The sequence below is a fragment of the Bacteriovorax sp. DB6_IX genome (assembly GCF_000447775.1).
GTDB lineage: Bacteria > Bdellovibrionota > Bacteriovoracia > Bacteriovoracales > Bacteriovoracaceae > Halobacteriovorax_A.
In genome coordinates this window covers 1-22,243 of record NZ_AUNJ01000376.1, presented here as the reverse complement: position 1 = coordinate 22,243, position 22,243 = coordinate 1, and the positions used below count along the sequence as shown (strand labels likewise).

Here is a 22,243-nt window from a genome sequence, read left to right as displayed (position 1 = left end):
TGAGAAGAAAACACCTCGAACAATCTCACATAAGATTTGTGAAATGCTCTACCCAGGAATGCTAAACTACTTAAACAGAAAGAACTGTAAAGAAGATAGCTCAAGCTACTTTCACCTTCAAGGGGCCACCCATGTTGTCGACACTGTTGAGTTAAATGATTTTGAAAGAGATCATAGAGTCTCAAGAGTAGACATCATCCCAGGAAGTGAAGAAAATGCAGGAAGCCTAAATCGTGGGTATGCCTTTATGGCCGCCAAAGGATATAGATCAAGTGAATCATGGGGAACAAGTGATACAACAACAGAAAGTATCTCTGCTTCAATTTACTATGATGGTCCACCAAGTGTTTTCTTAATGACTGCAGGTGTAACAAAATCACATACAGCTTTTAATGAGAAAGTGAATGCCAAAATGCACATGATGTTCACAAGAACATTCACAACACTGACACCTGTCAAACTAAATTATAACTCTATCACGGGAAGTTTTAAGGCCAAGATCAAGAAGTGTTTTATTCTGACTGACCTCAAAGAGAATAAGAACAACTTCCACGTCTGCTCAAGTGAGGCCACAAGAGAAAGTATCACTGAGAAATGGTATTTTATAGGAGAGGCCGATGCTAATACTCATGGTGTCCTAACTGATGGAATCGAAGTAGGTGAAAAGGCCAATCTTAAAATTATTCGTGGAGAGAAGAACTTTAAGAAGATTTGGGAAATGTTTGAAAGTGACAATACAAGAACAGTCATCGCAGAAATGGAAGACTTTAATCTTGGAGAGAAATTTCTAGAATACAAACAAGACCAAGCATTTAATTTGGAAGTTGAGACAAATAAGTCAAGTAGCTTCCCAGGACTTATAAGGTAATAACAATGAAGAAACTACTACTAACCACACTACTCACTCTAAGCTTTAGTATGCAGGCCAGTGCGATTAGCTGTCGTACGATTCAGGTTATGGAAGATAAACTTGAAAAGACCAAAACTCAATATAATGAGCTTGAAGAGGCAATATTCTTAAGTGAGAAACTTCAAGAAGCGGCCAGCTGGCAAGAGTGGTCAAATATCACACAAGCTCAAAAAGATGGGCAACCATTCTTCACGGCCAAAGAAGTCGATATTCTCCTCATGATGGATCTTCTTAATGATAATAAGACAGAAATCTATAAAGATATGGGACAAAATGCTGGAATCATGGCCGGGACAATTGCCTTTAATTTTGTAGGATCAAGAATTATCAGTAAACTCCTTGATCATGGTTACAAGGCCGGTTTTATGAAAAAGGTTCAAAAACTTATTATTGATGATATCGACAATAAGAAGAAGGCGCAAAAAGTTAAGCACCTAGCGACTGTTCTTATGGCGGCCGCACCTATTTATATTGGGATCAAAGAATACCAACTCTACCAACTCTTACAAGAGGCCAAGGATAAACTCGAAACGATCGAAGAGATTTCAGAGAATATTCCAGAACTCTCTATTCTTGAAGAAAGAGTTATGAACGATGAAATTCGATTAGAAGAAATGAGATCACGATTGACTGAAGAGTGTGTTAAGAATTAATAAAAAACAAATAAACACCTATAATTATTCATTATTTTTTGATATAAAGGAGCTCTATGAAGCTCCTTTTTCTATTTCTTATTCTTACTCTTTCTTCGTCATTGACCATGGCCGAAGCACCAAATTCTAAGAAGAGTTTTGGAAAGAGAGAACGCCCCCTCTACGAGCTTGGTGCAGGAGTTCTTCACTCACAATTTCCTCACTATCCAGGGGCCTCAACAACTAAGAAAGTCACTCTCCCCTTTCCAACAGCACTTTATCGTGGAAAGACATTTAGGCTTAAAAGAGAAGAAGGTGCCCGTGGTATTTTCTATAGTGGAGACAGAGTTGAGTTAGATGTGAGCTTCGATGGAACCTTAGCAAGTGATGGAGATGATACAAAAGTCAGACAGGGCATGAATGAGCTGGATGCACTTATCGAGTTTGGGCCACGCTTCCTCTACAATATCCTCAAAGTCAGCAAGACAAATCCATGGGACTTTGACTTTCACTTTGCAACAAGAATGGCCTTCTCAACGGGCTTTCTTGAAAATATGCATGAGCGTGGTCTCGTATTTAATCCGTTTTTCACATTGAGAAGAATTAGTCTCTTTACTGACGACGATCTCTTTGCTTCATTTCTCAGTGTAAAATACGCAACTCAGAAGTGGCACCAATACTACTATGGCGTCCCACAAAAATATGTGACACCGACAAGACCCTTCTACCAGGCCGACTCTGGTGTCGCCGAATATAGCCTCGCCCTACTTTATAACTACCCCTTAAAAAAAGATATCTACATCTTCGCTGGCCTCATTCAATCACTTTACAAAGACAGTGCTAACCGCAACAGCCCCCTACTCACAAAAACCACCAACACCTCCACCGTCTTCGGAATCTACTGGAACTTCTACAAATCAAAACAAACCGTCCTCGACTAGGTGCCACGACTAGGTGCCATGCACCTTTTGTTTCGCAGGTGCTAAATCAAAAGAGAAAAATTTGGAAGAAAGAGTAACAAATAGATTACTATCTTGAGAATAATTGACTATCAACTTTCTATGCCTAGAAGAAGTCTAATTAGAACTGCAAATTATCCATACCATATAACAATTCGAACAAATAATAGAGAATGGTTCGACTTACCAATGAATGAAGTCTGGAATATTTGTATCAAAGCAATCAAATTTGCGAATATGAAGCATAACTGCGAAGTCCAGGCTTTTGTCCTAATGAGTAACCATTACCATCTCATGATTTGGACACCACTTGAGAATATTGATTTATTTATGTTTGATATGAACTCTTACATCAGTAAAAAGATTAGAAGAAGAACAGGACGTATTAATAGAATATTTGGAGATAGATACAAATGGTGCCTGATAAATTCTATGGAGTACTATAGGACTGTCTTAAAATATATCTATCAGAATCCCCTGGTTGCAGGACTCTCAAGTAAATGTGAAAACTACCACTACAGCACTCTCCACTATCATATCAATTCAATAAACTTAGGTATCAAATTAAGAAATCCGTACCTACATGAAGTTAATGATTTTTTAAACTGGATTAATGAGTTAAACAAAAAAGAATACTACACTATATCAGCGGCCGTAAAAAAGCCTATCTTTTCAGTTCCGAAAAATAATTCAAGTAGAAGGGCAATCTAAAAATCAAAGTAATACCTAACTACTTAGCAAGTGCGAAACAAAAGGTGCATGGCACCTACCTGTGGCACCTACCTGAGAAGAATTTATTTACAAGCAATGTTTTTTGTTTGAATATAATGATATGGAAAAAATGAAGATGAAATGGGTGGCATTGGCTGGTTTCTTGGTTATCGGTGCGAATGTGCGAGCTGATGCAAAGAAGTCATTTTTAAAGGCAGTGAAACTGCAGTGCTCAAAGACAGATAAACAAGCCAAAGAACTTGCGACAGGAGGACGTACGGGAAATGTTGTCAAATATCGCCTTTGCAATAAAGGCAAAATCAAACTTGATGACACTTGCCGTCTAAAATGTGTCGATAACTCATCTTCCATTGGAGATTAACTTGAAAAAGTCTTTTATAAACTTGACCATATTATTTATTACCCTAGCATTTTCAACAAATGCCTCTCAAGAGAGGTTTGAGGAAATTGAGAAACGCCTCGCTGAAATAGAGGTTAAAACTTATAGTAGTTTCCTCAACTTTTCAGGAGAATTAGAAACTCGCTATGATAACTTTACCAGAGAAGATAAGGATGACTCAGCAGCAAGTAAGAATGTTAGCAATAGTTATTTTTCTAATTTCTTTAGACTCAATCTCGATGCAAAACCCCATAGAGATGTTCAATTCTATGGTCGACTAAGTATGGCAAAATATTGGAATGATTTCTATGCCTATGGAAACCGCCCAGTCACGGCACTCTCAGGTAGCACAGGCAGAAATAAGACCAATGGTGAAGTCTATGTGGAAAGGGCTTTTATTAACTGGAGTTTCGCAAAATCATATATTCTCTCAATTGGAAGGTTACCTACAATTGATGGTGGCCCAAAACACCTCCACCTCTCTTCTTCAGAACTTGGCTCTTACCCTCTGGCCTCATTCTCAGCAATATTTGACGGTATGGCACTGACAAAAGAATTTACAGGAAATGGATGGAACTTGAAAACAAGAGCGATCTACACGCCATTTCAGACACCGAATTTTTCTAGTACACTTGAGGGAGTCAGAAACTCTGATGGGGCAAAACTTGATTCAAAAAGTGACGTCTTTGTTTTGAACATTGACTTAAAGAAATATCAAATGAGTTTTGCAGAGTCGTCAAGCACAATTCTCCAGATCATGAGAGTTAATAATCTTGATTTTTATACTGTAAATAATGGAACTACAGCTCTTGGTAATAATACCGCCTCATTTACGACTCTCTCTTTTTATAATGAGTTTACAAACGTCCTAGATACCAATACAGATCTCTATCTTACTTATAAGTACTCCTGGACAAAATCTAAGGGATGTCTAATTGGAAGTGGTACAACATGTACAACAGGAGGCTTCTATTCAAATGGCCCAGAAAAATCAACAACAGGTTATAACCTTTGGCTTGGCGCCAAGAATGAAATCTTTGAAGAAAACTATATAGGTTTCGAATATATTTACAATGATACTTATGGAACAACCTCAAACTCCGCCAAGGCTGAAATTGCCAACCTCTATGGTGTTACGGCATCTAAAACAGCACATATTTTTTATACGAACCATATAAATTCTGCACTCAGCCTCATCGTAGGAGCTTATCAACAGAAGACATGGAGAACTTTTACAGGAGGTGTTTTTACACTTGGAAGTCCTGCTAATTTAAAGACAAATGTAACCTATTCGAGATTTATAGCGCATTTCTAATCATGCCTTTTAAGAAACTTATTAAGACCATTAATAAGAGTTGAGTTCTTGAGACTCTTCTTACACGCTAAAACGTCTCTCACTTGATGAATAATATGACCATAAGCTTTGGTCTTAATACCTTCAACAACATAGTATTTTGATTCTTTAAAAAGATTTTGAAAATCAGGCTCAAGGGCCACAACAGCATCAACCCTATTCTTTGCTAACATATCAATCAATTGAATATCTGAGTTCACTTGAAAGATTTTATGTTTCTTCTTAAAGTCAGAATTCAAATACTTTAGCATAGAGCGGTTAACGGCCACAACCTTTGGAAAGCCTGGAGCTCGTTCTAAATTCTCTTCTAACATGAAAAAGCGAAGAGGGGCCTCTAAAATATTAACAGAGAAAATCACTGGATCGCGTGATTCCTTAGTTACAAGAATAGGATCAATCGGAAAGATACATCCCTGCTTATCCTCTAAAAAGCTTCTCAAGCTACGATTAAAAGGTGCCTTGTGAAAGGCCATTTTATTGTCTGCGGCAATCTTCTTGGCCATTTTTAGATAGTACCCCTCATCAGAGAGACTTGTTTCTTGGATAGAGTAGAAATAGAGAGAGTCCCCCTTTGCTACGGTAGAAATGACGAATGCAGCGACAATAAGAATAACAAAAAACTTCATATACCTACTCTAAGTGATAATGATATTTGAAATAGCAAAATAAACTCATAGATTATGCATATTCAAAATCTCTATCTTTTACACTATTTAGAAAGAGTTCATTAACGAATTAAAAAGATGCCTTATAATCATTAATCTTTAAAACTGCCAAGAATTTGGCAATCAAAATTGCCAACTGCGAAACAAAAGGTGCATGGCACCTAACATTCTTCTGAGATTTCGAAGACTTCGTGGCAGATGTTCTTGTATTCCAGGTAGAGTTCGTCGTCCTCGTTTTCCCATTCTGATTTGTAGTCTTCAAGGCAGCGATAAATACTCTCACAACTTGGACTAGACATTTCTTTAAGATCCGAAATTGTCAGATCCATAGTCTCGTTAACTTTCTTGAGCATATCAACATCTTCACCAACCTGAGAAAGCTGTTCGTAAGTATAGTAGAGATAGAAGGCAGAGATAGAAAAAGCATAGTACTTTCTAAATTGATCATACTTTATTTTTGTTTTTAACAGGCCAATATCTTCTCCCGACAACTCTAGGAAAATTGCCTTAATCTCATCTTGAGCACTGGCATCAAGCAGTCCTCTCTCCGTGGCCATTTTAAAGTTTGGAAGCTTTAGTGGTGGCATACCAAAGGCCAGAGGAATATAAGAAAGAGTTTCTCCTGCGTAGCCAAGATACTTTCTGAGTCTTGAGTTTTGAGTTTTAGATAGTTTTTCCAAGGCCTCATCTGCAAGCTTCTTGGCCATATAGTATTTTAATACCTTCTGATCCTGAATACCAAAATCGATGAAAGAAATAGATTTCTTAAAGTACTCTTCCAGAGCGCCATTAAAGAAGTAACGGCTAAGATGATCAGGACGAGTGCTATTAAGAACGAGCTTGTCATAGTAATTTCTCATGGCGGACTTAGAAAGAAAGTAGTCCCCGAGAGAGAGATTGTGCTCTTTTAAGCTGACATCAAGCCATGCGATATACTCTTCAAGATCTTTGAATTTCGACTTTTCTAAACTCGTTCCGCTATCTAGAAACTTCTGGTAATAACGCTCATAACGAGAGCGATTGTAAATATACTTTGACTTAAATGAAGTTACGGCCTTTTGACAGCTCTGCCCCACAAGCTCATAGAGACTTGCCGGTTTTCGCGTTTGCTCTTGAGTCCTTAATGTTAGGAGCATCAGTGCAAGCGTAAATAGAACAAAAGACCACTTCTTCATTCAATTCCTAGTTCAATATCTTAAAAGACTTTTGCTTTTGCCTGAATAAATGAATAGTAGAAAACTGCGTTTGGATCATTTGAAACACGCTTCATTTCTTCCTTGGCATTGGCCACAGTCTCTTCATCAACATAACCTTCCTTAACGAGCTGATCACTCGCCGATAAGAGAAGTTCGTGCCAAAAATTAATAAACTCTTTTCTCTTAGCTGGACGTCGATTGTCGAGATGCCATGTCTTCGTCTCTACTTTTATGTCTTTATATCCCTGTTGAAGAAGCAGGTTACCAAGCTTTGCACCAACAAAGGGATCACCCTTCATATCATATTGGTAATCATTGAAGGCCATCCAATACTTCCAAACATTAGGAGAATATGGCTCAAGAAAGAAACTCGAATTCATAACTTCAGTAATATAAATAACAGAACCCGGACGACAGACTCTCCTTACTTCACTTAGGACCTTACTCGGGTCGGGAACGTGCTCTAAAATCCAACATAGGAATGCTCCATCAAATTGGTAAGAGTCAAAATCTATATCAGTGGCATCCATCTGATGAATTGAATAACGATCTTTTGCATAAGAAAGTAACTCAAGACTCTTCTTGGCCGACTCAATTTGATTCTCGCTTCGGTCAATACATGTCACTTTCATATCAGGGAATCTTCTTAGAAGAATTTCAGTCTGTGCACCAACACCACTTCCGACTTCAATCAAATTCTTAACTTCACTTAAATTAATGCCGTCATAAACAGTGTGTTCAGTGAATCTTGCTTGTTTTCTTAATCGGTTTTGCTCAATATCGTCAAAACCATGGAGATAAGGAAATTCTTCTTTACTCATCTGGCCTCCCTTAAAGTGTTTAACTTATCGGAATAATTGGCATAAATATTTAAGGAAGTCACTGGCCAAATGATCTCGATTGACCTAATTATAAGGACATAGATAAAGGAGATAAAATGAAATTAGTGCTAGGAAGCTCATCTAAGTTTAGAAAGGCCCAATTAGAACAATTGAGAGTCCCTTTTGATACCTACTCACCAGATATAGACGAAGACCAAATAAAGAACTCAAGTAAAACACCTTTGGAGATTTCAAGGGAATTAAGTCTTGAAAAGGCCAAGGCCGTCTTAGAGAAATATCCCAATGACCTCGTTATTGGGGCCGACCAAGTTCTCAACTTTAAGGGAGAAATTTTCTCAAAACCAGGAACAGCAGAAAATGCAATGGCCCAATTAAAGAAGTTAAGAAATGAGACTCATGAGCTTATTACAAGTTACGCTCTTATTACAAAAGATAAAGAAATTGTAGAAACTGTTATCTCTAAGATGACGATGAGAGACTTAACAGATGAGCAAATTAGAAAGTATGTCGAATTAGACGAGCCACTCTATAGTTGTGGTGCTTATAAGCTAGAGACCTTAGGAATATCTCTATTTAAATCCATAGAGTGTCCTGATCATTCGGCCATTATTGGCCTGCCACTAATTTCTCTAACAACACAGTTAGAGAAATTTGACGTCAAAGTCCTCTAGATCTTCATAAGGGAGTATGTCTCTTACTTACATGCTCCCCGACTTGCCCTTAAAAAGTATTGCTCCCCTTCCAAATATAATTCTACAATCTCACTATGATCAGCATTGAGTTCGACACCCTCGGTATTCTCGGAATTGATCACTTTGCTCCATAGATTAAGTGCTCCACAGACAACTGAGATATCTTTATTTCTCTGACCTAGATTAAACCAATAATAATCTATTGAGGCCAAGTCTCTCAGATATGGCATTTGACTAAGCTCGACTCTATTTGCGAGGAACTTTGGAAAATCCCAACCATAGAAGTCCATATTCTCAGCATCAGAGTGAATCTCTTTAATAAACTGTGAAGCAAAATACTTAAAATTATTTTGGCCAAGAATAGTTCTGACACTTACAAAAACTTTTTCTAATTGAAAGAGATGAGCATAGAAGTAATTTGCCTGGTAAGGATTATTTAAATCAGCAAGCTCAAGAATATCATTATAAAACTTATCATCCATTTAAGACCTCGACGATGAGATTTCTCTGTTCAAGAATTTTAGAAAAGTCAGGAAGATTATTATCTCTTTCATAAACTATAGGAAGGCCACCTAAATGCTTTCGCAGGCCGGCAAGAATATTCAAAACCTCGGGATGGATATCACTACCGTGAGTATCGATAAAGAGTTCCCCCTTTTTCTCGGCACCTGCCACATGAACTTCCTTAACCACATCCAAGTTCAACTCGTCTAAAAAGTCCTTAGTGCTTAGACCAAAATTCATTTCATTAACCCAGATATTATTCAAATCGAGAAGTACAGAGCAGCCTGTTAAGTTAGCAAGCTCATTAATAAAAGATGCTTCAGAGCGATCGCTACTTTCAAATTGATGATAGTATGAAAGATTTTCTACCAGGATTTCCGTACCAAGAAAGTCTTGGATGTAGCTAATCCTTTCACTCATATTAATGAGGGACTTATTATTAAATGGGTGTGGTAAAAGATCGTGAAAGCAAACCCCACGATATTTTTGCACACTGAGATGATCAGAAACCTGAAAGGGAGAATATTGCTGAATAAGGCTTTTGATCTCATTAAGATAATCTCGACTCAACTCATCTGATCCCGCAAGGTTCATTCCCACACAGTGAAAAGAGATCTCATAATCTTTTCTTAGGGCAGCAAGCTTCTTGTGATGAGGCCCAACGGAGAGCCAATTATCCGCAATGATTTCTAAGAAATCGATCTTCGGTTTCTTCTCTAGTATTTCATCGATAAATTCGAGACGTAGGTTTATACCTACGCCTCCTGAAGCATTTAACATCGTCTTAGTTTACTTTCTTAGACTTATAAACAACTCCACCTGCGATCTTTTCGCAAACACCTTGTGGAACATAGACCCATTCTTTTGGATCGTTGTCTTTCTTGGCCATATTGGCACAATCATGCCCATTGGCCCCACAATCATTGGCGCCTTTTTTGGCAATACCACGACATTTGACAATCGTATCACCAGATTTTGCCCATTTTGGGGCAGCATCTGCTTGAGATGGTGTCATAATAAATCCCGTCAGGGCCGCGGCTACTAGAAGTGGTGCTTTTTTCATTTCTTCCTCCTTATTTTGTTCTTATTTTCTTCTTAGTGGAGCTCAAAAGAGTTATGTTACAAAGAAAATGGAATATTTTTATTTATTAGACATATGTGTGAATTTCCCTATACTGTTCACATGACACAAAAAAGAATATCTAAAGAAGCCATTAATGAGCTTCCACTATATAAGCTAGAAAATGACATTGAATTAATTATTGCGCCAGAGCAGATGGCAAAGGCCATAGAGGAGCTTAGAAAGGCCCCTGTGCTCGGGTTTGACACTGAGACAAGACCCTCTTTTTCAAAAGGTGAAAGCTATAGTGTCTCGCTCCTTCAACTTTCTACTGAAAGTAAGAATTATCTCTTCAGAATTAACCAGGTACCATTTAACCAAGAGCTCGCGGCCATCTTAGAAGACGAGAATATCAAAAAAGTTGGCGTCGCCATTCACGATGATATTAAGCATCTTAATCGCATTAGAAAGTTTAAGGCCAAGGCCTTTATCGATGTGGCGGATCTTGCAAAGGAAAAGGGAATTATCACCCTAGGACTACGATCGTTGGCAGGGCTACTTTTGGATAAGAGGATTTCAAAGAAGGCAAAACTTTCTAACTGGGAACAGCCAACTTTAACCCCTGCACAAATTAATTACGCTGCCACAGACTCGGAAGTAAGCCTTAAGCTCTTTCAAGCCTTAAGATAAACTAAAGATTCCATGAGATTGTTAACCAATCTTATCAATCTTTTATATTTTCAGGACATAATAGACTATAATAGCTCTATGAAAATTTTTGTTAACTTCTTCTTAACATTACTCTTAATTCAAGGCCTAAACACACAGGCCTCAAATGAAAATATAGTTTCCATAACTGGTCACCCTGATTATCCCCCAGTCATCTGGCATTCAAAAAAAGATGATAAGTTAAAGGGGATTGCGGTTGAGGCCACAGAGACTTTTCTAAAAGAATTGGATTACAAGGTCAAAAATAGACCGATTGCCACTTGGGCAAGATCCCTGAAAGAAGTTAGCGAGGGAAATGTAGATATTATCTTGCCTCCCTATTTAACAAAACCAAGAGAGAAACAATATCTCTATCCTCAAACACCTTTTATGATGGATGAGACAGTTCTATTTATAAGAAAAGGCTCTAATTTAAAATTCACAAAACTCTCAGATCTTAGGGCCTATAAAGGGGCCGCCATTATTAATGATAGCTTTGGTGATGAGTTTGATCAGTACAATCGAAAAGTACTGAAGATAAAGAGGCTCACTAAAACAGAGCAGTGTTTTCGTTTTCTTCTAAAAGGTCGTACAGACTATGTCGTTGCCGGTAAGAGTGCGGGTATTGCCGTTATGGCACAAATGGGTGTTGATGATAAAATCCAAATCCATTCAAGGCCAGTCATTCAAACGGGAATGTATTTAGGGGCTTCTCTTAAATCAAAAAAGAATATCAATAAAATCATTGAGCACTTTGAGAAAAGAACTCTCCAATGGAAAAAAGAAGGAAAATTCAAAGAGCTGGAAGAGAAATACTTTCGCCTCTATCTTAAAGAGAATGCTCCCAATAAATCAACTGCGAACTACTTAAGTTCGCAGTGAGCTGTGTACTTAAAACTTTCTTCTTCACATTGATAAGTTGCACGAATGGCCGCCATTGTTGGACTGGCCTCACTCTTATCAAGTTCAAGACGCGTAATCTTACATCCCATGGCCACATAGACTTTGGCAGCACGTCCCTCAAATACTCTTCTATGACAATCTTGATTTAGAAGGATTGGATGCTTCACAAAGAGAAACTTGTAGATGGCCTTCTTATTTGTGATATCTGTGTACTCAATAACATCATTACTAGTAGCAAAAACACTAAGACTAAAAATCGAAACGAGACTTACGATAAAGAACTTAAACATATTATTTCCTTTCATAGATTTCAAACTTCCAAAATGGAGTCTTTTCCGTGGACTCAAATTCTTGCGTCTCAGTAATGGTGAAGTCTGCTTCATTAAACTCTGGAAAGAATGTATCGGCCTTCCCTTCCCAATCCACACGACTTAAGTATATGGAATCCACTTGCCCCATGAAGTACTTATAGATAACAGCACCACCACAGACAACGGCCTCTTCAATCTCACGTTCTCTAAGATAAGAAACGGCTTCATCAGGATCGTGAAAAATAATGACATCTTCATGATCATACTCATATGTCTTATCACGAGTAATCACAACATTGAGACGTTTAGGAAGAGGTTTTCCAAAAGACTCAAATGTTTTTCGACCAACGATAATGGGTTTACCTTTTGTATATTTGACGAAGTTTTTTAGATCAGCGGGAATATGCCAAAGGAGCTGGTTATCAAGTCCCAACTCCCTATTCTTACCCATTGCTGCGATTAATGAGAGTTTCATTAAACGGCCACAGCTGCTTTAATATGAGGATGGGCCCCATAACCCTCTAGCTTGAAGTCTTCATACTTAAAATCGAAGATTGATTTGACTTCAGGATTTACCCACATTGTAGGTAGCGCGTGAGGTTCACGAGTTAATTGAAGCTTGGCCTGATCAATATGATTAGAGTAAAGGTGAGCATCACCCATTGTGTGAACAAACTCTCCAGGTTCATAACCACAAACTTGCGCAAGCATCATTGTAAAGAGTGCATATGAGGCAATATTAAAAGGAACCCCTAGGAAGATATCTGCAGATCTTTGATAGAGCTGACATGATAATTTCCCATCTTGTGAAACATAGAATTGCACAAATGCATGACAAGGAGGCAAGGCCATATTATCAACATCGGCCGGGTTCCAAGCAGTGAGAATATGTCTTCTCGATCTTGGGTTCTCTTTTAAACCCTTTACCAGATTGGCAATTTGATCAACTTCAGAACCATCTGGTCTTTTCCAATGTCGCCATTGATAACCATAAACAGGACCAAGGTCTCCATTTTCATCTGCCCACTCATCCCAAATAGAAACTTTATTATCTTTTAGATATTTAATATTTGTATCTCCATTGATGAACCAAAGAAGTTCATGAATGATAGATCTTAGGTGACATTTCTTTGTCGTCACAAGGGGAAATCCCTCTTGTAAGTCGTAACGTGCCTGATATCCAAAAACAGAAATCGTTCCTGTTCCCGTTCTATCTTCTCTCGTTTCACCGTTTTCTAAAACGTGTTTCATAAGGTCGAGATATTGTTTCACTAAGTCCCTCCGTGTATTTGCGTGTTTTCTAATTATAGAATTTTTTGAAAAGCTCTGGCCATCGTTCAGCGCTTCAAAATAGTGAAATTAAAAAGAAATAAGCGGGAGCATATTTTTGTTTGACAACTCAAACTTTTATACTCAAAATAAAACACATTGAAAAATCAAGGGGATTATATGAACTTAAAAAATGCATTAAGTATTCTAGCACTTGCGTCATTTGGACTAGGTGCACAAGCAGGTCTAACTATTGACCTCAACAAGGACAAAGAATCGATCAAGGCCATGACAGGTTGTTATGAGATCGTTTTTCAAAGTGCGGAGACATTCGCTTACGATAGAGACTACGAGCACTACCCACGCTACAGATCGGGAGCTCTCGAGTGGATTTTTGTTGATTCTGAAGTTAACACAAAAGATGAGCAATCTATTAATATGCAACACCTACTTATTACTCCAGGTGATATGATTGTCAAACACTGGAGACAAAAGTGGGACTATCAGGCATCTCACGCGCTAGATTTTGGTGGCTTCTCAAATTGGACAAAGAAAGAAGTTAGCGACAAGAGTGGAACTTGGGTTCAAAGAGTTTATCAAGTTGATGATTCACCAAGATATGAATGTTCTGCACCATGGATTCACACAAGTAAGAAGAGTTATTGGGAATGTGATGCAAACGCTCCTCTACCAAGGAGAGAGTTTAGTGTAAGAGAAGATTACAATATTCTTAGAAGAGGTAATCGACATGAGCTAACACCTTATGGGCATGTTCACGATCAAAATAATATCAAAATCAGCCGTTCCGTAGAAGGTGTTGAAAAGAAAATTGCGATGGAAAAGAGTTATAATACTTATCGCAAAGTCGCGGACTCAAAGTGTCAACCGGCCATTGACTGGTGGAAGACACATAAGAACTTCTGGCGTGATGCTCAGGGTATCTGGGAAGAAGTTCTCTACACAAACCAATCAGTAAAATTAGACTTCAATAAGTATGGTAGCAAACTATGGATGAAATTATTCATGTTAGATGAAAAACTTCACGCCAACGGGCCATACTCATCTGACAGTGGTCGCGCTCAAATCAAGAGTATCATCACAGATCACATTGTCGACTAAGCAAAAATTCCTAAATATCCCAAAGCGCTACTTCGGTGGCGCTTCCTTTTCATCTTTATTCTCTTTACTTCAATTTAAAACCTCTTTAAAATATCTCTATGCTTAAAATTGGACTAGAACGACTCAAGGAAGAAAAGTCTCTACAAGATAAGCTTGTGGGAAATATCGCACTACTATGCCACTCGGCAAGTGTAGATAAGAACTTCGAAATTGCAGTCAATATTTTTAAAGATTTATTTAAAGAAAGATTTGTAAAAATCTTTGGCCCTCAACATGGATTTGTTTCTGATGTTCAGGACAATATGATTGAAACAGATCACTACACTCACCCATTCTTCAAACTCCCTGTATATTCACTTTATAGTGAGACGAGAGAGCCAACTGAAGAAATGCTTGAAGGTGTTGATACATTTGTTATCGATCTCCAAGATGTTGGAACTAGAGTTTATACCTATATCACGACAATGACATATATTCTCAAGGCCTGCGCTAAGAAGAATATTAAAGTAGTGATCCTCGATCGCCCTAATCCTGTTGGTGGTGAAATGATTGAGGGAAATATACTAGAAGAGGAATACTCTTCTTTTGTAGGCTGTATGCCTATCCCCCAACGTCATGCTATGACAATGGGAGAAGTGGCCCTCTACGCTAAGGACTATTTTTCTTTAGATGTTGAATTAGAAGTCATTACTATGACAAATTGGAAAAGAGAAATGTTCTGGAATGAGACAAATCTTCCATGGGTCAACCCTTCTCCAAATTTACCAACTGCTGATGGCTCACTTACTTTTTGTGGAACTGTTCTCTATGAAGGAACAAATATTAGTGAGGGCCGAGGTACGACCAGAAGCCTGGAAGTCATTGGACATCCGGCCATCGAGGCCTATAGCTTCTATGAGGAAATCAAACCAAAACTTTCTGAATTAAGTGCTGGAGGATTTCATCTAAGGCCAACTGTTTTTATGCAACTTTTCAAAAACATGCCAATACAGCATGTGGTGGAATTCATATACATGTCAGTGAACATAGAGAGTTTCGCTCTTGGCAATTGGGACAATTTCTTTGCCGTGAACTCTACCACTTTCTAGGTGATAAATTCGAATGGACACAGAAGGCCTATGAATATGAATACGAAAAGCTCCCAATTGATCTCATCAACGGAAGTGAGGCCATTAGACATTGGGTAGAAAAAGGTCTCTCTGTTGAAGAATTAAATAAGCTAGAGCAATTTAATAATCAAGAGTTCTTAGATCGTAGAAAGAAATCACTTCTCTACTAAGATCATTCGGCCATGGAGGTTGCGAGTATGGAATTAACAAAAGACGAACTCCTAAAGCTCTATCCATGGCCAAAAAACTCCCTTAACAAAGAGCTTCAACTCATTGAAAACTTCCAAAGCATAGAGCTACAATCAGAGGCGCAGACCATTTGGAGTTGGCTCTCTGACTCATCAAGAATCAATCGCGCTCTTGGAATGTCTCATCGTGATGAAAAAGAAGTAGACGGAAAACTCCATGTTAGCACCAAGATGCTAGGCCTTGAGCAAGAATGGATTGAGCGCTCATGGAATTGGGATTTTGGAAAATCAATTATCGTTGATAGAGAGTATCTCAAAGGTTTTGGTAAATTCAATCATAGTATCTTCTATTTTCATAATAAGAAACTCTATGTCTATATGGGCTTTACTTCAAAGGGACTACTCTCCAATACCTTATTAAGAGCTGGGGTACCTAAAGTTGTAGGTCAGCTACTCAACTTAATCAAAGAGATGGACAAGGAGCTTCATGCAGGAGCGCTTATTCCGAGCTACTTCAAAGAGAGCTCAAAAAAACTAGAGTCAACTCCTTTGAAAAGACTTGAAGAGCGTCTTTCAAAGGCCCAAAAGGATGGGGCCCCAAAAGAGCATTTAAAGAAATTCTTTGATCTTATTACCACTGAAGACGAACTCGATCTCTATAAATTACGGCCAATTGAGCTTGCAAGAAAATGGGAAGAGTCACCCTCTGAAATTCTTAATAGCTTTCTTATCGCAACCTACCATAAGGTTTTCGAGATAAGCTGGGATATTATTTGTCCAAGTTGCCTTGGAGAGAGAACAAAGGCCAAGGATCTCATTGATCTGCTAGAGGTCGATCACTGTGAAAGCTGTAAAATAAATTTTCAAACGAATGGTGAGAATTCAGTAGAGGTTAGCTTTCAGATTCACCCAGATATTAGAGAGGTTCCAAAGCAGCAGTTCTGCGCAGCTGAGCCTGCAAGAAAGAAACATATTAAACTACAGTGGAATATCCAGGAATTAGATGAGTCTCAAGTATTTTCACTTGAATCAGGACGCTATCGTATGCGTATTCTCGGTCATGACTATCTAAAATTTTTAAAAGTCAGTGAAGCTGAAAATAAAGCGCTTGATCTAGATTCAGAGTTACACGAGATAAATCTTTCACATGACTTTAATATAAGAAAAGGCCAAAAGTTCAAGGACGGTAGACTAATTATCGAGGTTGAACTCACTGATCCCAATACACTGAGGCCTAAAGATATTTTCTCGAAGAATATTTTTAAAAAGTTTTTTAAAGAGCAATCACTAAATAAAGGCGTACAACTCTATCTTGGAGAACAAGTCATCGTTTTCACCGATATTGTGGCATCGACAAAGTTTTATCAAGACGTAGGAGATAAAGAGGCCTATAGAAAAATTTCTCCCCACTTTGAGGCCATTGAAGAAATATTTGAGGCCTGTGATGGTGTCATTATCAAAACTATTGGTGATGCTGTTATGGCAAGTTTTCCAAATCCAAGAAAGGCCGTCTTGGCCTGTGAGAAAATGCATCGTCACTTCAATCCGCAAAGAACAGAGTTTCCCTTTGAGCTTAGAGCAAGTGCCCATATTGGGAAAGTGATTGGTGTTAATAGAAATACTGGAATTGATTACTTTGGAAATACTGTCAATTACGCAGCAAAACTTCAGGCCAATGCAGAGGCACAGGAATTGGCCATTTCAAATGAGTTTATGGACCACTTAAAAGAGACTCACACTGAGAACTGGATTATTACAGAAGGGACATATCAGCTTGCTTCAGAAAAAGAAGCAAGAAGAACTTTTACTCTAAAGCTAAAAGAATAGAAGCTAATTCTTAAAATTATTATTCAGATTAAATCTTTCCCACTTATTTTTAATAAACCATTCTGAAATACTATTAAACTTTGGCAGGCCATCTTTAAGACGTCTTTCATTAATTATTCTTAAGCTCGGTTTAAAATAAGTTCCAATGACTTTATTAGACTTTCCAACAATCATAAATTCATTGGTGGTAGGATTATAACGGTAATAATCATCTGCACTTCTAAAGGTCATGATATTTTCATCACGGGATTTTGCGAAGTCTTCGGCCTTTCTCAAGTACTGTTTCTCACTCTTAAATTCAAACTCATCACCATGCTTTCGAGCATGCTCAACCATATCTTTTTTCTTCTTAAAGCCATTAGTGACAAGACTCTTTGATTGGAGGACTTGCTGAAAGAACATTGGGTGAATATCAACGCCCTCGTCCAGAAGCTTATTGATCTCCTTTCTCATATCCCCACGAATTCCACGTCTCGTGAGAGTATTTTGGGCCTCTAGGATCTTTTGGACTTTTAGCTCAAGATCACCACATTTCTTCGCAGCAAGAGTGTGCGTTGAAAGGCCAAGGCTAGAAAATACGATCAATGGCAACAGAATCTTTCTCATAAGGCACATGAAGCATACTCCATCGTCAGTCTTGTCATATTATTATTGGCAAGTTCATTAACACGATCTAACTCAACTGTTTTATTTGTTGTGAGCATCTTATTGATAAGCTCTTCAAATTTGTCGTTTCCAATCTTCTTGGCATACTTGAGTTTATCGAGGATAGAGAGGGCCTTCGTGGCCTTCACAACCCTATTGGTCATCGAAGCAAGAGAGCTCATTGCATTGGCCAATCCTGCAGGGCCTCCAGTTATAACACCTAAGAGAACACTTCCTCCGATATTTCCAACCAGAGAACAAACTAATTGAACCTGTGACTCTAAAGTTAGGCTTCCTAGAGCATCACCTAGCGCGGCCATTTTCTCGTCGATCTTTGTGACGAATTCCTTTGTCACCTTATAAGTATCAACGGCCTTATCCCAAAACTCTCCGGCGCTCTTTATCGGAGACTTAATAAAATTCCAAAGTCCTCTTCCAATATCTTCAACAACACCACCCGTGCGATCCCAAGCACCACTTAGGGCCTTTTGGACACAACCTGTGGCCTGTGACATTAAATAGTCGCGATTAAACTTTTGCACAGGTGCCGTAAGATTCTCCACATCAACAATAGGTGCCATCTGATTCATACAATCTTGCGCCTGAGCGCTAGGAATGAAGAGCTCAATTAGTGAGTATAACTTCTGATAGCGAAAATAACTTTTTAAAGATCTTAGGACACTTCTTCTTTGCAAAGAATTCATCTTCTTAAAAGAGATGGCCACCGGGATATTTGAGAAGTGAGTATTATAGACAATCAGATCGCGATGCTTCAGAAATTTATTGGTCTCAGACTTCTCGGCCCTAAGCCCTATCTTGATAAAGAATTGCGACTCACCTTTTAAATACACTTGATCAACTAAATGAGACTCATGTCTTTGACGGTAGAAGCTTTGATAATCCTTATATTGAAAATCTTTAAAGAAGGCCTGGGCCTGTGCTTCATACTTAGAAGACAAGTCTTGATAATTATAAGCGAATAGAAAATTATGCATGAGTGCGGTAATCAGTACTACGAACCATTTCATAAAGATATTTTACCTTGTTCCCCCCGTTTAAAACCAAGGAAATATATTGCCTATTAGAGGAAAAAACCTAGGCCAGATCAGATTCAAGGGCCATGCAAATAATCTATATTGTGTCTGTCTAATAAATGAGGGGAAGACATGAGAGCAATACTCATCATATTCATGGTTCTATTTACAATAAATTCAATAGCTTGGGACAAGGTCATCTGGGATAGAGAAAATGATCCCTATCGTCTTGGGCTGGATTATATGACTCGCACATATCGCTATATCAATAAGTTTTCTTCCCTAGAATTAAGTGGAAGTCTCGATCAAAGACCGTGGTCAGGAGATTATTGGCCGACTTATAAAGGTGGCATCGCCTACAGATGGAATGATAGTGGATACGATGATGAAACAAGGTTTAGCTATCAACTTTATACAAAGGCACAACTAAGGAAGCTTACTCAACAGCAACTAGCATCTTTGTCCCCAGCAGAAAAGTATGATCTGCTCCTTGGAGAATACCAATATCCCCTAGTGAATCATGAACTTCAAAGAACACAAGTTCTAAGAACTGATCCAGAGCACCCAAGCTTTGATTTTGATTTTGATATTCCGACTTGGGAAGGCCTCTGCCATGGTTGGGCACCAGCAACTTTACTCTTTGCTAACCCAGCACCTGTTAAGCTAGAAAATCCAGATGGAATTCAAATTCCTTTTGGTGCCTCTGATATCAAGGCCCTTCTCACTTTCTTCATGCACTATTCAGAATCCAGAAGTTGGTTTTTGGGTAAGAGATGTAATGTTGACTTCAATGAATTAAGACAGCGCTTTGATGATGGAGAGATTTCATATGAAGAACTCAGAAGAAGTCTAGATAGGGCCGAGTGTCTTGATGTCAATGCGGGCTCTTTTCATATCGCATTGGCCAACCAAATCTCACGCTTGAACGAGGGCTTTATCGTCGACATCACAAGAGATTTTGAAGTTTGGAATCAACCCGTCTTTGCCTATGACGCTCATATCGTTAAAGAGCTCAACCCACGTGAAGACCAAAGAGCTTTTGGAACTGACAAGGTCATTAGAATTTATCTCGAACTTCACTATGTCATTGAGAGGGCCCAACACTGGGATTACAGAGAAAATGCAAGAGACTTTAGTTCAAAGCACTACCAATACGATTTAGAGCTTAACAAGAAGGGAGAAATCATCGGTGGAGAATGGATAAGCGAAGATCGACCAGACTTTCTTTGGAAACAAGATAGGGCAGAGTTTAAAGGTTATTTTCAGGATTTAGAAAGGCTACTTTTATTTTGAGAAAGAAACTAAAAATAAATAGGACTGTCAACAAGCTCTTATTTATCCTCATAAAATATAACTTTTCGATAAGAATTTGTTAGCATATGTGAAAGGATAAGTGCATGGCATCCGCCTCTCAAAAACAGAATTACTCAAATTCAAAAGTAAAGTTTGAATTTATCGGCCGTGAAAAAGGACATCACGATCGCAGGGAGTTTAGTTCAATAATTATTCCAGAGTTGAGCAAGACAAAAATAAATAGGCCCGTAAATTGGCCCATATTCAAACTTCCTAAAGATCACTCTTCGAGATGAATATCTTAGCAACTGCGAAACAAAAGGTGCATGGCACCTGGTTATGGCACCTGGTTATTTCCGAAGGAGGAAAAAATCTGTTACTTAAGCTCTTTACTTATTTCTTTTGTTACATTTTCTGATAGCGTTGTATTATACAACTTTAAGCTGTCTTTAGCTTCTGCAAGGTAACTGCTAGCTACCTCTATTTTTTTTGACATTTAACTATCTTCTCCAGACTGTTTATAGAAGACTTCCACCTAGAGTATTTATTATATCTCTTGCTAACAGATTCATAGCCAACTAAAAGAAGTATCAACACGACCACAAAAAGAGGTTTTGCAATATTATAAATTGAAGTCACAATTGAATCATCATCACACCTTTCAACGACTGTATCAATTTTATAAACTGTTAAGCCAAAAAGAACAATAACAAAGAACCCAAAAACAAAGTAACTAACCTGAGAAACATTGAGCTCAATTGTATCGAGCACATACGGTGAACTAACAAACATAAAACATAATCCCAACAAAGACATACCGATTACATTTTGAATTGATTTTCTATTTTTTAATTTCATTTAATATCACCTATACAAATGCTTAAGTTTAAATGATTTATTTCTTAATATATTTTTATATAAATCAATCTAGCCAATTCTTTTTTTAAAATCTCTCTTCTGCTTGGAGTGCAGTTATTTACAGAATCATCATTCAGCTCATCAAGAAGCTTATCTATTTTTTTGATAAATCCTTTAATCGGCTCATCAATACCTGGACCATGAAGATACTTCATTGCAAGGTTAAAGCTTTCATCTTCTTGCTTTTCAAAGATTGCTAAAATATCTTATCTAGGGAGTTATGCTCATTAACTCCCTCCGAAACGACCCAGTAAAATGTCACGAGAAAAGAAGATCAAGACTATTATCAGTAAATATAAGGCGAACGAAAGTTCGCGAAACACATAAAACTTCACATCAAAGCGACCATACAACAAGAACGGCAGTCGAACAACTGCCTTGTTCAAGTAAGTAAGGTTCTTATAAACTACTTCTTCGACAAATCTCCACTTGTACCAACTCAAAAAGACACTAAAAATAAAAAGAGCAAGAACGACACTAAAATATATCAATACATAACTATTCACATTAGAACCTTGATGCTGAAGTAATGGAGCAAAAAGCGCCAATTGCAGATATTGAGCTAAACTGCTTATACACAGAGAGATATTCATTATTATTAAGAACACTTAACCTTAGTTCTTGTAAAAACCTAAGGTGCTTACTGAGTCTATCTTTACATTTTTTCTTAAGCCTCCTATTGTTCTTGATGAGGTAATCTTGAATCCTTAATATCTCTTTATTAAAACTTTCCAATTCTTTCATCTGTACATCGATAGCGGATGCAAAAGAAAGAACACTTACAATAGTGATTGCTGTGCACCCTATTGTTATTACACCCATAAATGACTCCCCTGTAGGGTCGACAAATTTGTGTGGAGAATTTAAATACGTACCTATAACTGTTTAGCTGCCCTTTACTGTGCAATATCGGATCTTCAGAAATGAACCTTCCAATCTCAGGACTATAATATCTCGCTCGACAGTTATTTAATCCACTCTCAGCATCAATCTC

General features: G+C 38.0%; 27 protein-coding genes and 1 pseudogene. 13 read left to right on the top strand and 15 right to left on the bottom strand.

The window, feature by feature from the left end:
* From M901_RS11890 to M901_RS11865, 6 genes are all read left to right on the top strand, one after another.
* On the top strand, positions 1 to 868 hold an 868-nt coding region (locus M901_RS11890; RefSeq protein WP_021278436.1), incomplete at its 5' end, for a hypothetical protein.
* A 5-nt stretch (positions 869 to 873) separates the two neighbouring features.
* Positions 874 to 1,563: a lipoprotein gene (locus M901_RS11885; protein ID WP_021278443.1), complete on the top strand. Its 690-nt coding sequence runs from the start codon at positions 874 to 876 to the stop codon at positions 1,561 to 1,563.
* 56 nt (positions 1,564 to 1,619) lie between these two features.
* Positions 1,620 to 2,483: a MipA/OmpV family protein gene (locus tag M901_RS11880; RefSeq protein WP_021278432.1), complete on the top strand. Its 864-nt coding sequence runs from the start codon at positions 1,620 to 1,622 to the stop codon at positions 2,481 to 2,483.
* A gap of 120 nt (positions 2,484 to 2,603) precedes the next feature.
* Positions 2,604 to 3,212 carry a transposase gene (locus M901_RS11875; protein WP_021278422.1) on the top strand — a complete coding sequence of 203 codons (609 nt, stop codon included), beginning with the start codon at positions 2,604 to 2,606 and terminating at the stop codon, positions 3,210 to 3,212.
* A gap of 121 nt (positions 3,213 to 3,333) precedes the next feature.
* Complete coding sequence (locus M901_RS11870; protein ID WP_198295396.1) at positions 3,334 to 3,594, top strand: hypothetical protein; 261 nt, start codon at positions 3,334 to 3,336, stop codon at positions 3,592 to 3,594.
* Between the two features lies 1 nt (position 3,595).
* The gene (locus M901_RS11865; protein WP_021278419.1) at positions 3,596 to 4,927 is read left to right on the top strand and encodes a DUF3373 family protein; all 1,332 of its coding nucleotides are present in this window, start codon (positions 3,596 to 3,598) and stop codon (positions 4,925 to 4,927) included.
* Here M901_RS11865 and M901_RS11860 read toward each other — a convergent pair.
* The 3 genes from M901_RS11860 to M901_RS11850 all read right to left on the bottom strand — a co-directional run bounded on the left by M901_RS11860 (position 4,924) and on the right by M901_RS11850 (position 7,648).
* Complete coding sequence (locus tag M901_RS11860; protein ID WP_021278424.1) at positions 4,924 to 5,592, bottom strand: transporter substrate-binding domain-containing protein; 669 nt, start codon at positions 5,590 to 5,592, stop codon at positions 4,924 to 4,926. The two genes, M901_RS11865 and M901_RS11860, sit on opposite strands and share 4 nt — an antisense overlap.
* Before the next feature lie 200 nt (positions 5,593 to 5,792).
* On the bottom strand, positions 5,793 to 6,806 hold the full coding sequence (locus M901_RS11855) for a hypothetical protein (protein ID WP_021278434.1): 1,014 nt from the start codon (positions 6,804 to 6,806) through the stop codon (positions 5,793 to 5,795).
* A 20-nt stretch (positions 6,807 to 6,826) separates the two neighbouring features.
* Positions 6,827 to 7,648 carry a class I SAM-dependent methyltransferase gene (locus M901_RS11850; protein ID WP_021278439.1) on the bottom strand — a complete coding sequence of 274 codons (822 nt, stop codon included), beginning with the start codon at positions 7,646 to 7,648 and terminating at the stop codon, positions 6,827 to 6,829.
* Between the two features lie 116 nt (positions 7,649 to 7,764).
* Between M901_RS11850 and M901_RS11845 the strand changes: the two genes are divergently transcribed.
* Entirely contained in the window at positions 7,765 to 8,340 is a 576-nt protein-coding gene (locus M901_RS11845) for a nucleoside triphosphate pyrophosphatase (protein ID WP_021278440.1), read from the top strand.
* Between the two features lie 23 nt (positions 8,341 to 8,363).
* Here M901_RS11845 and M901_RS11840 read toward each other — a convergent pair whose 3' ends face one another.
* From M901_RS11840 to M901_RS11830, 3 genes are read right to left on the bottom strand one after another with little or no spacing between them, the layout of a single operon-like run.
* Complete coding sequence (locus M901_RS11840; RefSeq protein ID WP_021278430.1) at positions 8,364 to 8,843, bottom strand: putative DNA-binding domain-containing protein; 480 nt, start codon at positions 8,841 to 8,843, stop codon at positions 8,364 to 8,366.
* Positions 8,836 to 9,645 (bottom strand): DUF692 domain-containing protein, encoded by an 810-nt coding sequence (locus tag M901_RS11835; RefSeq protein WP_021278428.1) that lies wholly within the window; start codon positions 9,643 to 9,645, stop codon positions 8,836 to 8,838. Before M901_RS11835 ends, M901_RS11840 begins: the two co-directional genes overlap by 8 nt.
* A gap of 4 nt (positions 9,646 to 9,649) precedes the next feature.
* Positions 9,650 to 9,928 (bottom strand): DUF2282 domain-containing protein, encoded by a 279-nt coding sequence (locus M901_RS11830; protein WP_021278420.1) that lies wholly within the window; start codon positions 9,926 to 9,928, stop codon positions 9,650 to 9,652.
* 120 nt (positions 9,929 to 10,048) lie between these two features.
* On the opposite strand from M901_RS11830, the gene M901_RS11825 reads away from it, so the two are divergent.
* Together M901_RS11825 and M901_RS11820 are read left to right on the top strand one after the other, a co-directional pair.
* Entirely contained in the window at positions 10,049 to 10,615 is a 567-nt protein-coding gene (locus M901_RS11825; protein WP_034721996.1) for a 3'-5' exonuclease, read from the top strand.
* Positions 10,616 to 10,693: 78 nt separating this feature from the next.
* Positions 10,694 to 11,515: an ABC transporter substrate-binding protein gene (locus M901_RS11820; RefSeq protein ID WP_021278421.1), complete on the top strand. Its 822-nt coding sequence runs from the start codon at positions 10,694 to 10,696 to the stop codon at positions 11,513 to 11,515.
* Here M901_RS11820 and M901_RS11815 read toward each other — a convergent pair.
* Genes M901_RS11815 through M901_RS11805 form a run of 3 tightly spaced genes read right to left on the bottom strand, consistent with a single transcriptional unit; the run spans position 11,497 to position 13,119 of the window.
* Positions 11,497 to 11,826 (bottom strand): hypothetical protein, encoded by a 330-nt coding sequence (locus tag M901_RS11815; protein ID WP_034721985.1) that lies wholly within the window; start codon positions 11,824 to 11,826, stop codon positions 11,497 to 11,499. The two genes, M901_RS11820 and M901_RS11815, sit on opposite strands and share 19 nt — an antisense overlap.
* A 1-nt stretch (position 11,827) precedes the next feature.
* On the bottom strand, positions 11,828 to 12,322 hold the full coding sequence (locus tag M901_RS11810; RefSeq protein ID WP_034721984.1) for a dihydrofolate reductase: 495 nt from the start codon (positions 12,320 to 12,322) through the stop codon (positions 11,828 to 11,830).
* On the bottom strand, positions 12,322 to 13,119 hold the full coding sequence (locus tag M901_RS11805; RefSeq protein ID WP_021278423.1) for a thymidylate synthase: 798 nt from the start codon (positions 13,117 to 13,119) through the stop codon (positions 12,322 to 12,324). The genes M901_RS11810 and M901_RS11805 overlap by 1 nt, the downstream gene beginning before the upstream one ends.
* 177 nt (positions 13,120 to 13,296) lie before the next feature.
* Here M901_RS11805 and M901_RS11800 point away from each other — a divergent pair, with 177 nt between their 5' ends.
* The 3 genes and pseudogenes from M901_RS11800 (at position 13,297) to M901_RS11790 (ending at position 17,359) form a co-directional block, all read left to right on the top strand.
* Positions 13,297 to 14,235, top strand: coding sequence for a DUF6607 family protein (locus tag M901_RS11800; protein WP_021278427.1), 939 nt, complete (start codon positions 13,297 to 13,299; stop codon positions 14,233 to 14,235).
* 98 nt (positions 14,236 to 14,333) lie between these two features.
* Positions 14,334 to 15,514, top strand: a pseudogene (locus tag M901_RS11795) (exo-beta-N-acetylmuramidase NamZ domain-containing protein).
* Between the two features lie 27 nt (positions 15,515 to 15,541).
* Complete coding sequence (locus M901_RS11790; protein ID WP_021278426.1) at positions 15,542 to 17,359, top strand: adenylate/guanylate cyclase domain-containing protein; 1,818 nt, start codon at positions 15,542 to 15,544, stop codon at positions 17,357 to 17,359.
* 3 nt (positions 17,360 to 17,362) lie between these two features.
* On the opposite strand, the gene M901_RS16645 is transcribed toward M901_RS11790, so the two are convergent.
* Both M901_RS16645 and M901_RS11780 read right to left on the bottom strand, forming a co-directional pair.
* Positions 17,363 to 17,974 carry a hypothetical protein gene (locus M901_RS16645; RefSeq protein ID WP_021278441.1) on the bottom strand — a complete coding sequence of 204 codons (612 nt, stop codon included), beginning with the start codon at positions 17,972 to 17,974 and terminating at the stop codon, positions 17,363 to 17,365.
* A complete protein-coding gene (locus tag M901_RS11780) occupies positions 17,962 to 19,032 on the bottom strand; it encodes a hypothetical protein (protein WP_157679983.1) in 1,071 nt (356 codons plus the stop codon). Before M901_RS11780 ends, M901_RS16645 begins: the two co-directional genes overlap by 13 nt.
* 138 nt (positions 19,033 to 19,170) lie before the next feature.
* Between M901_RS11780 and M901_RS11775 the strand changes: the two genes are divergently transcribed.
* On the top strand, positions 19,171 to 20,331 hold the full coding sequence (locus M901_RS11775) for a hypothetical protein (RefSeq protein WP_021278444.1): 1,161 nt from the start codon (positions 19,171 to 19,173) through the stop codon (positions 20,329 to 20,331).
* Positions 20,332 to 20,811: 480 nt separating this feature from the next.
* On the opposite strand, the gene M901_RS11765 is transcribed toward M901_RS11775, so the two are convergent.
* The 4 genes from M901_RS11765 to M901_RS18425 form a co-directional block, all read right to left on the bottom strand.
* The gene (locus tag M901_RS11765) at positions 20,812 to 21,123 is read right to left on the bottom strand and encodes a hypothetical protein (RefSeq protein WP_157679981.1); all 312 of its coding nucleotides are present in this window, start codon (positions 21,121 to 21,123) and stop codon (positions 20,812 to 20,814) included.
* Between the two features lie 110 nt (positions 21,124 to 21,233).
* A complete protein-coding gene (locus tag M901_RS17565; protein ID WP_157679979.1) occupies positions 21,234 to 21,404 on the bottom strand; it encodes a hypothetical protein in 171 nt (56 codons plus the stop codon).
* A 352-nt stretch (positions 21,405 to 21,756) separates the two neighbouring features.
* Entirely contained in the window at positions 21,757 to 22,071 is a 315-nt protein-coding gene (locus M901_RS17815; protein ID WP_034721976.1) for a hypothetical protein, read from the bottom strand.
* Positions 21,971 to 22,240 (bottom strand): RHS repeat domain-containing protein, encoded by a 270-nt coding sequence (locus M901_RS18425; RefSeq protein WP_369793757.1) that lies wholly within the window; start codon positions 22,238 to 22,240, stop codon positions 21,971 to 21,973. Before M901_RS18425 ends, M901_RS17815 begins: the two co-directional genes overlap by 101 nt.
* Between the last annotated feature and the right edge of the window lie 3 nt (positions 22,241 to 22,243).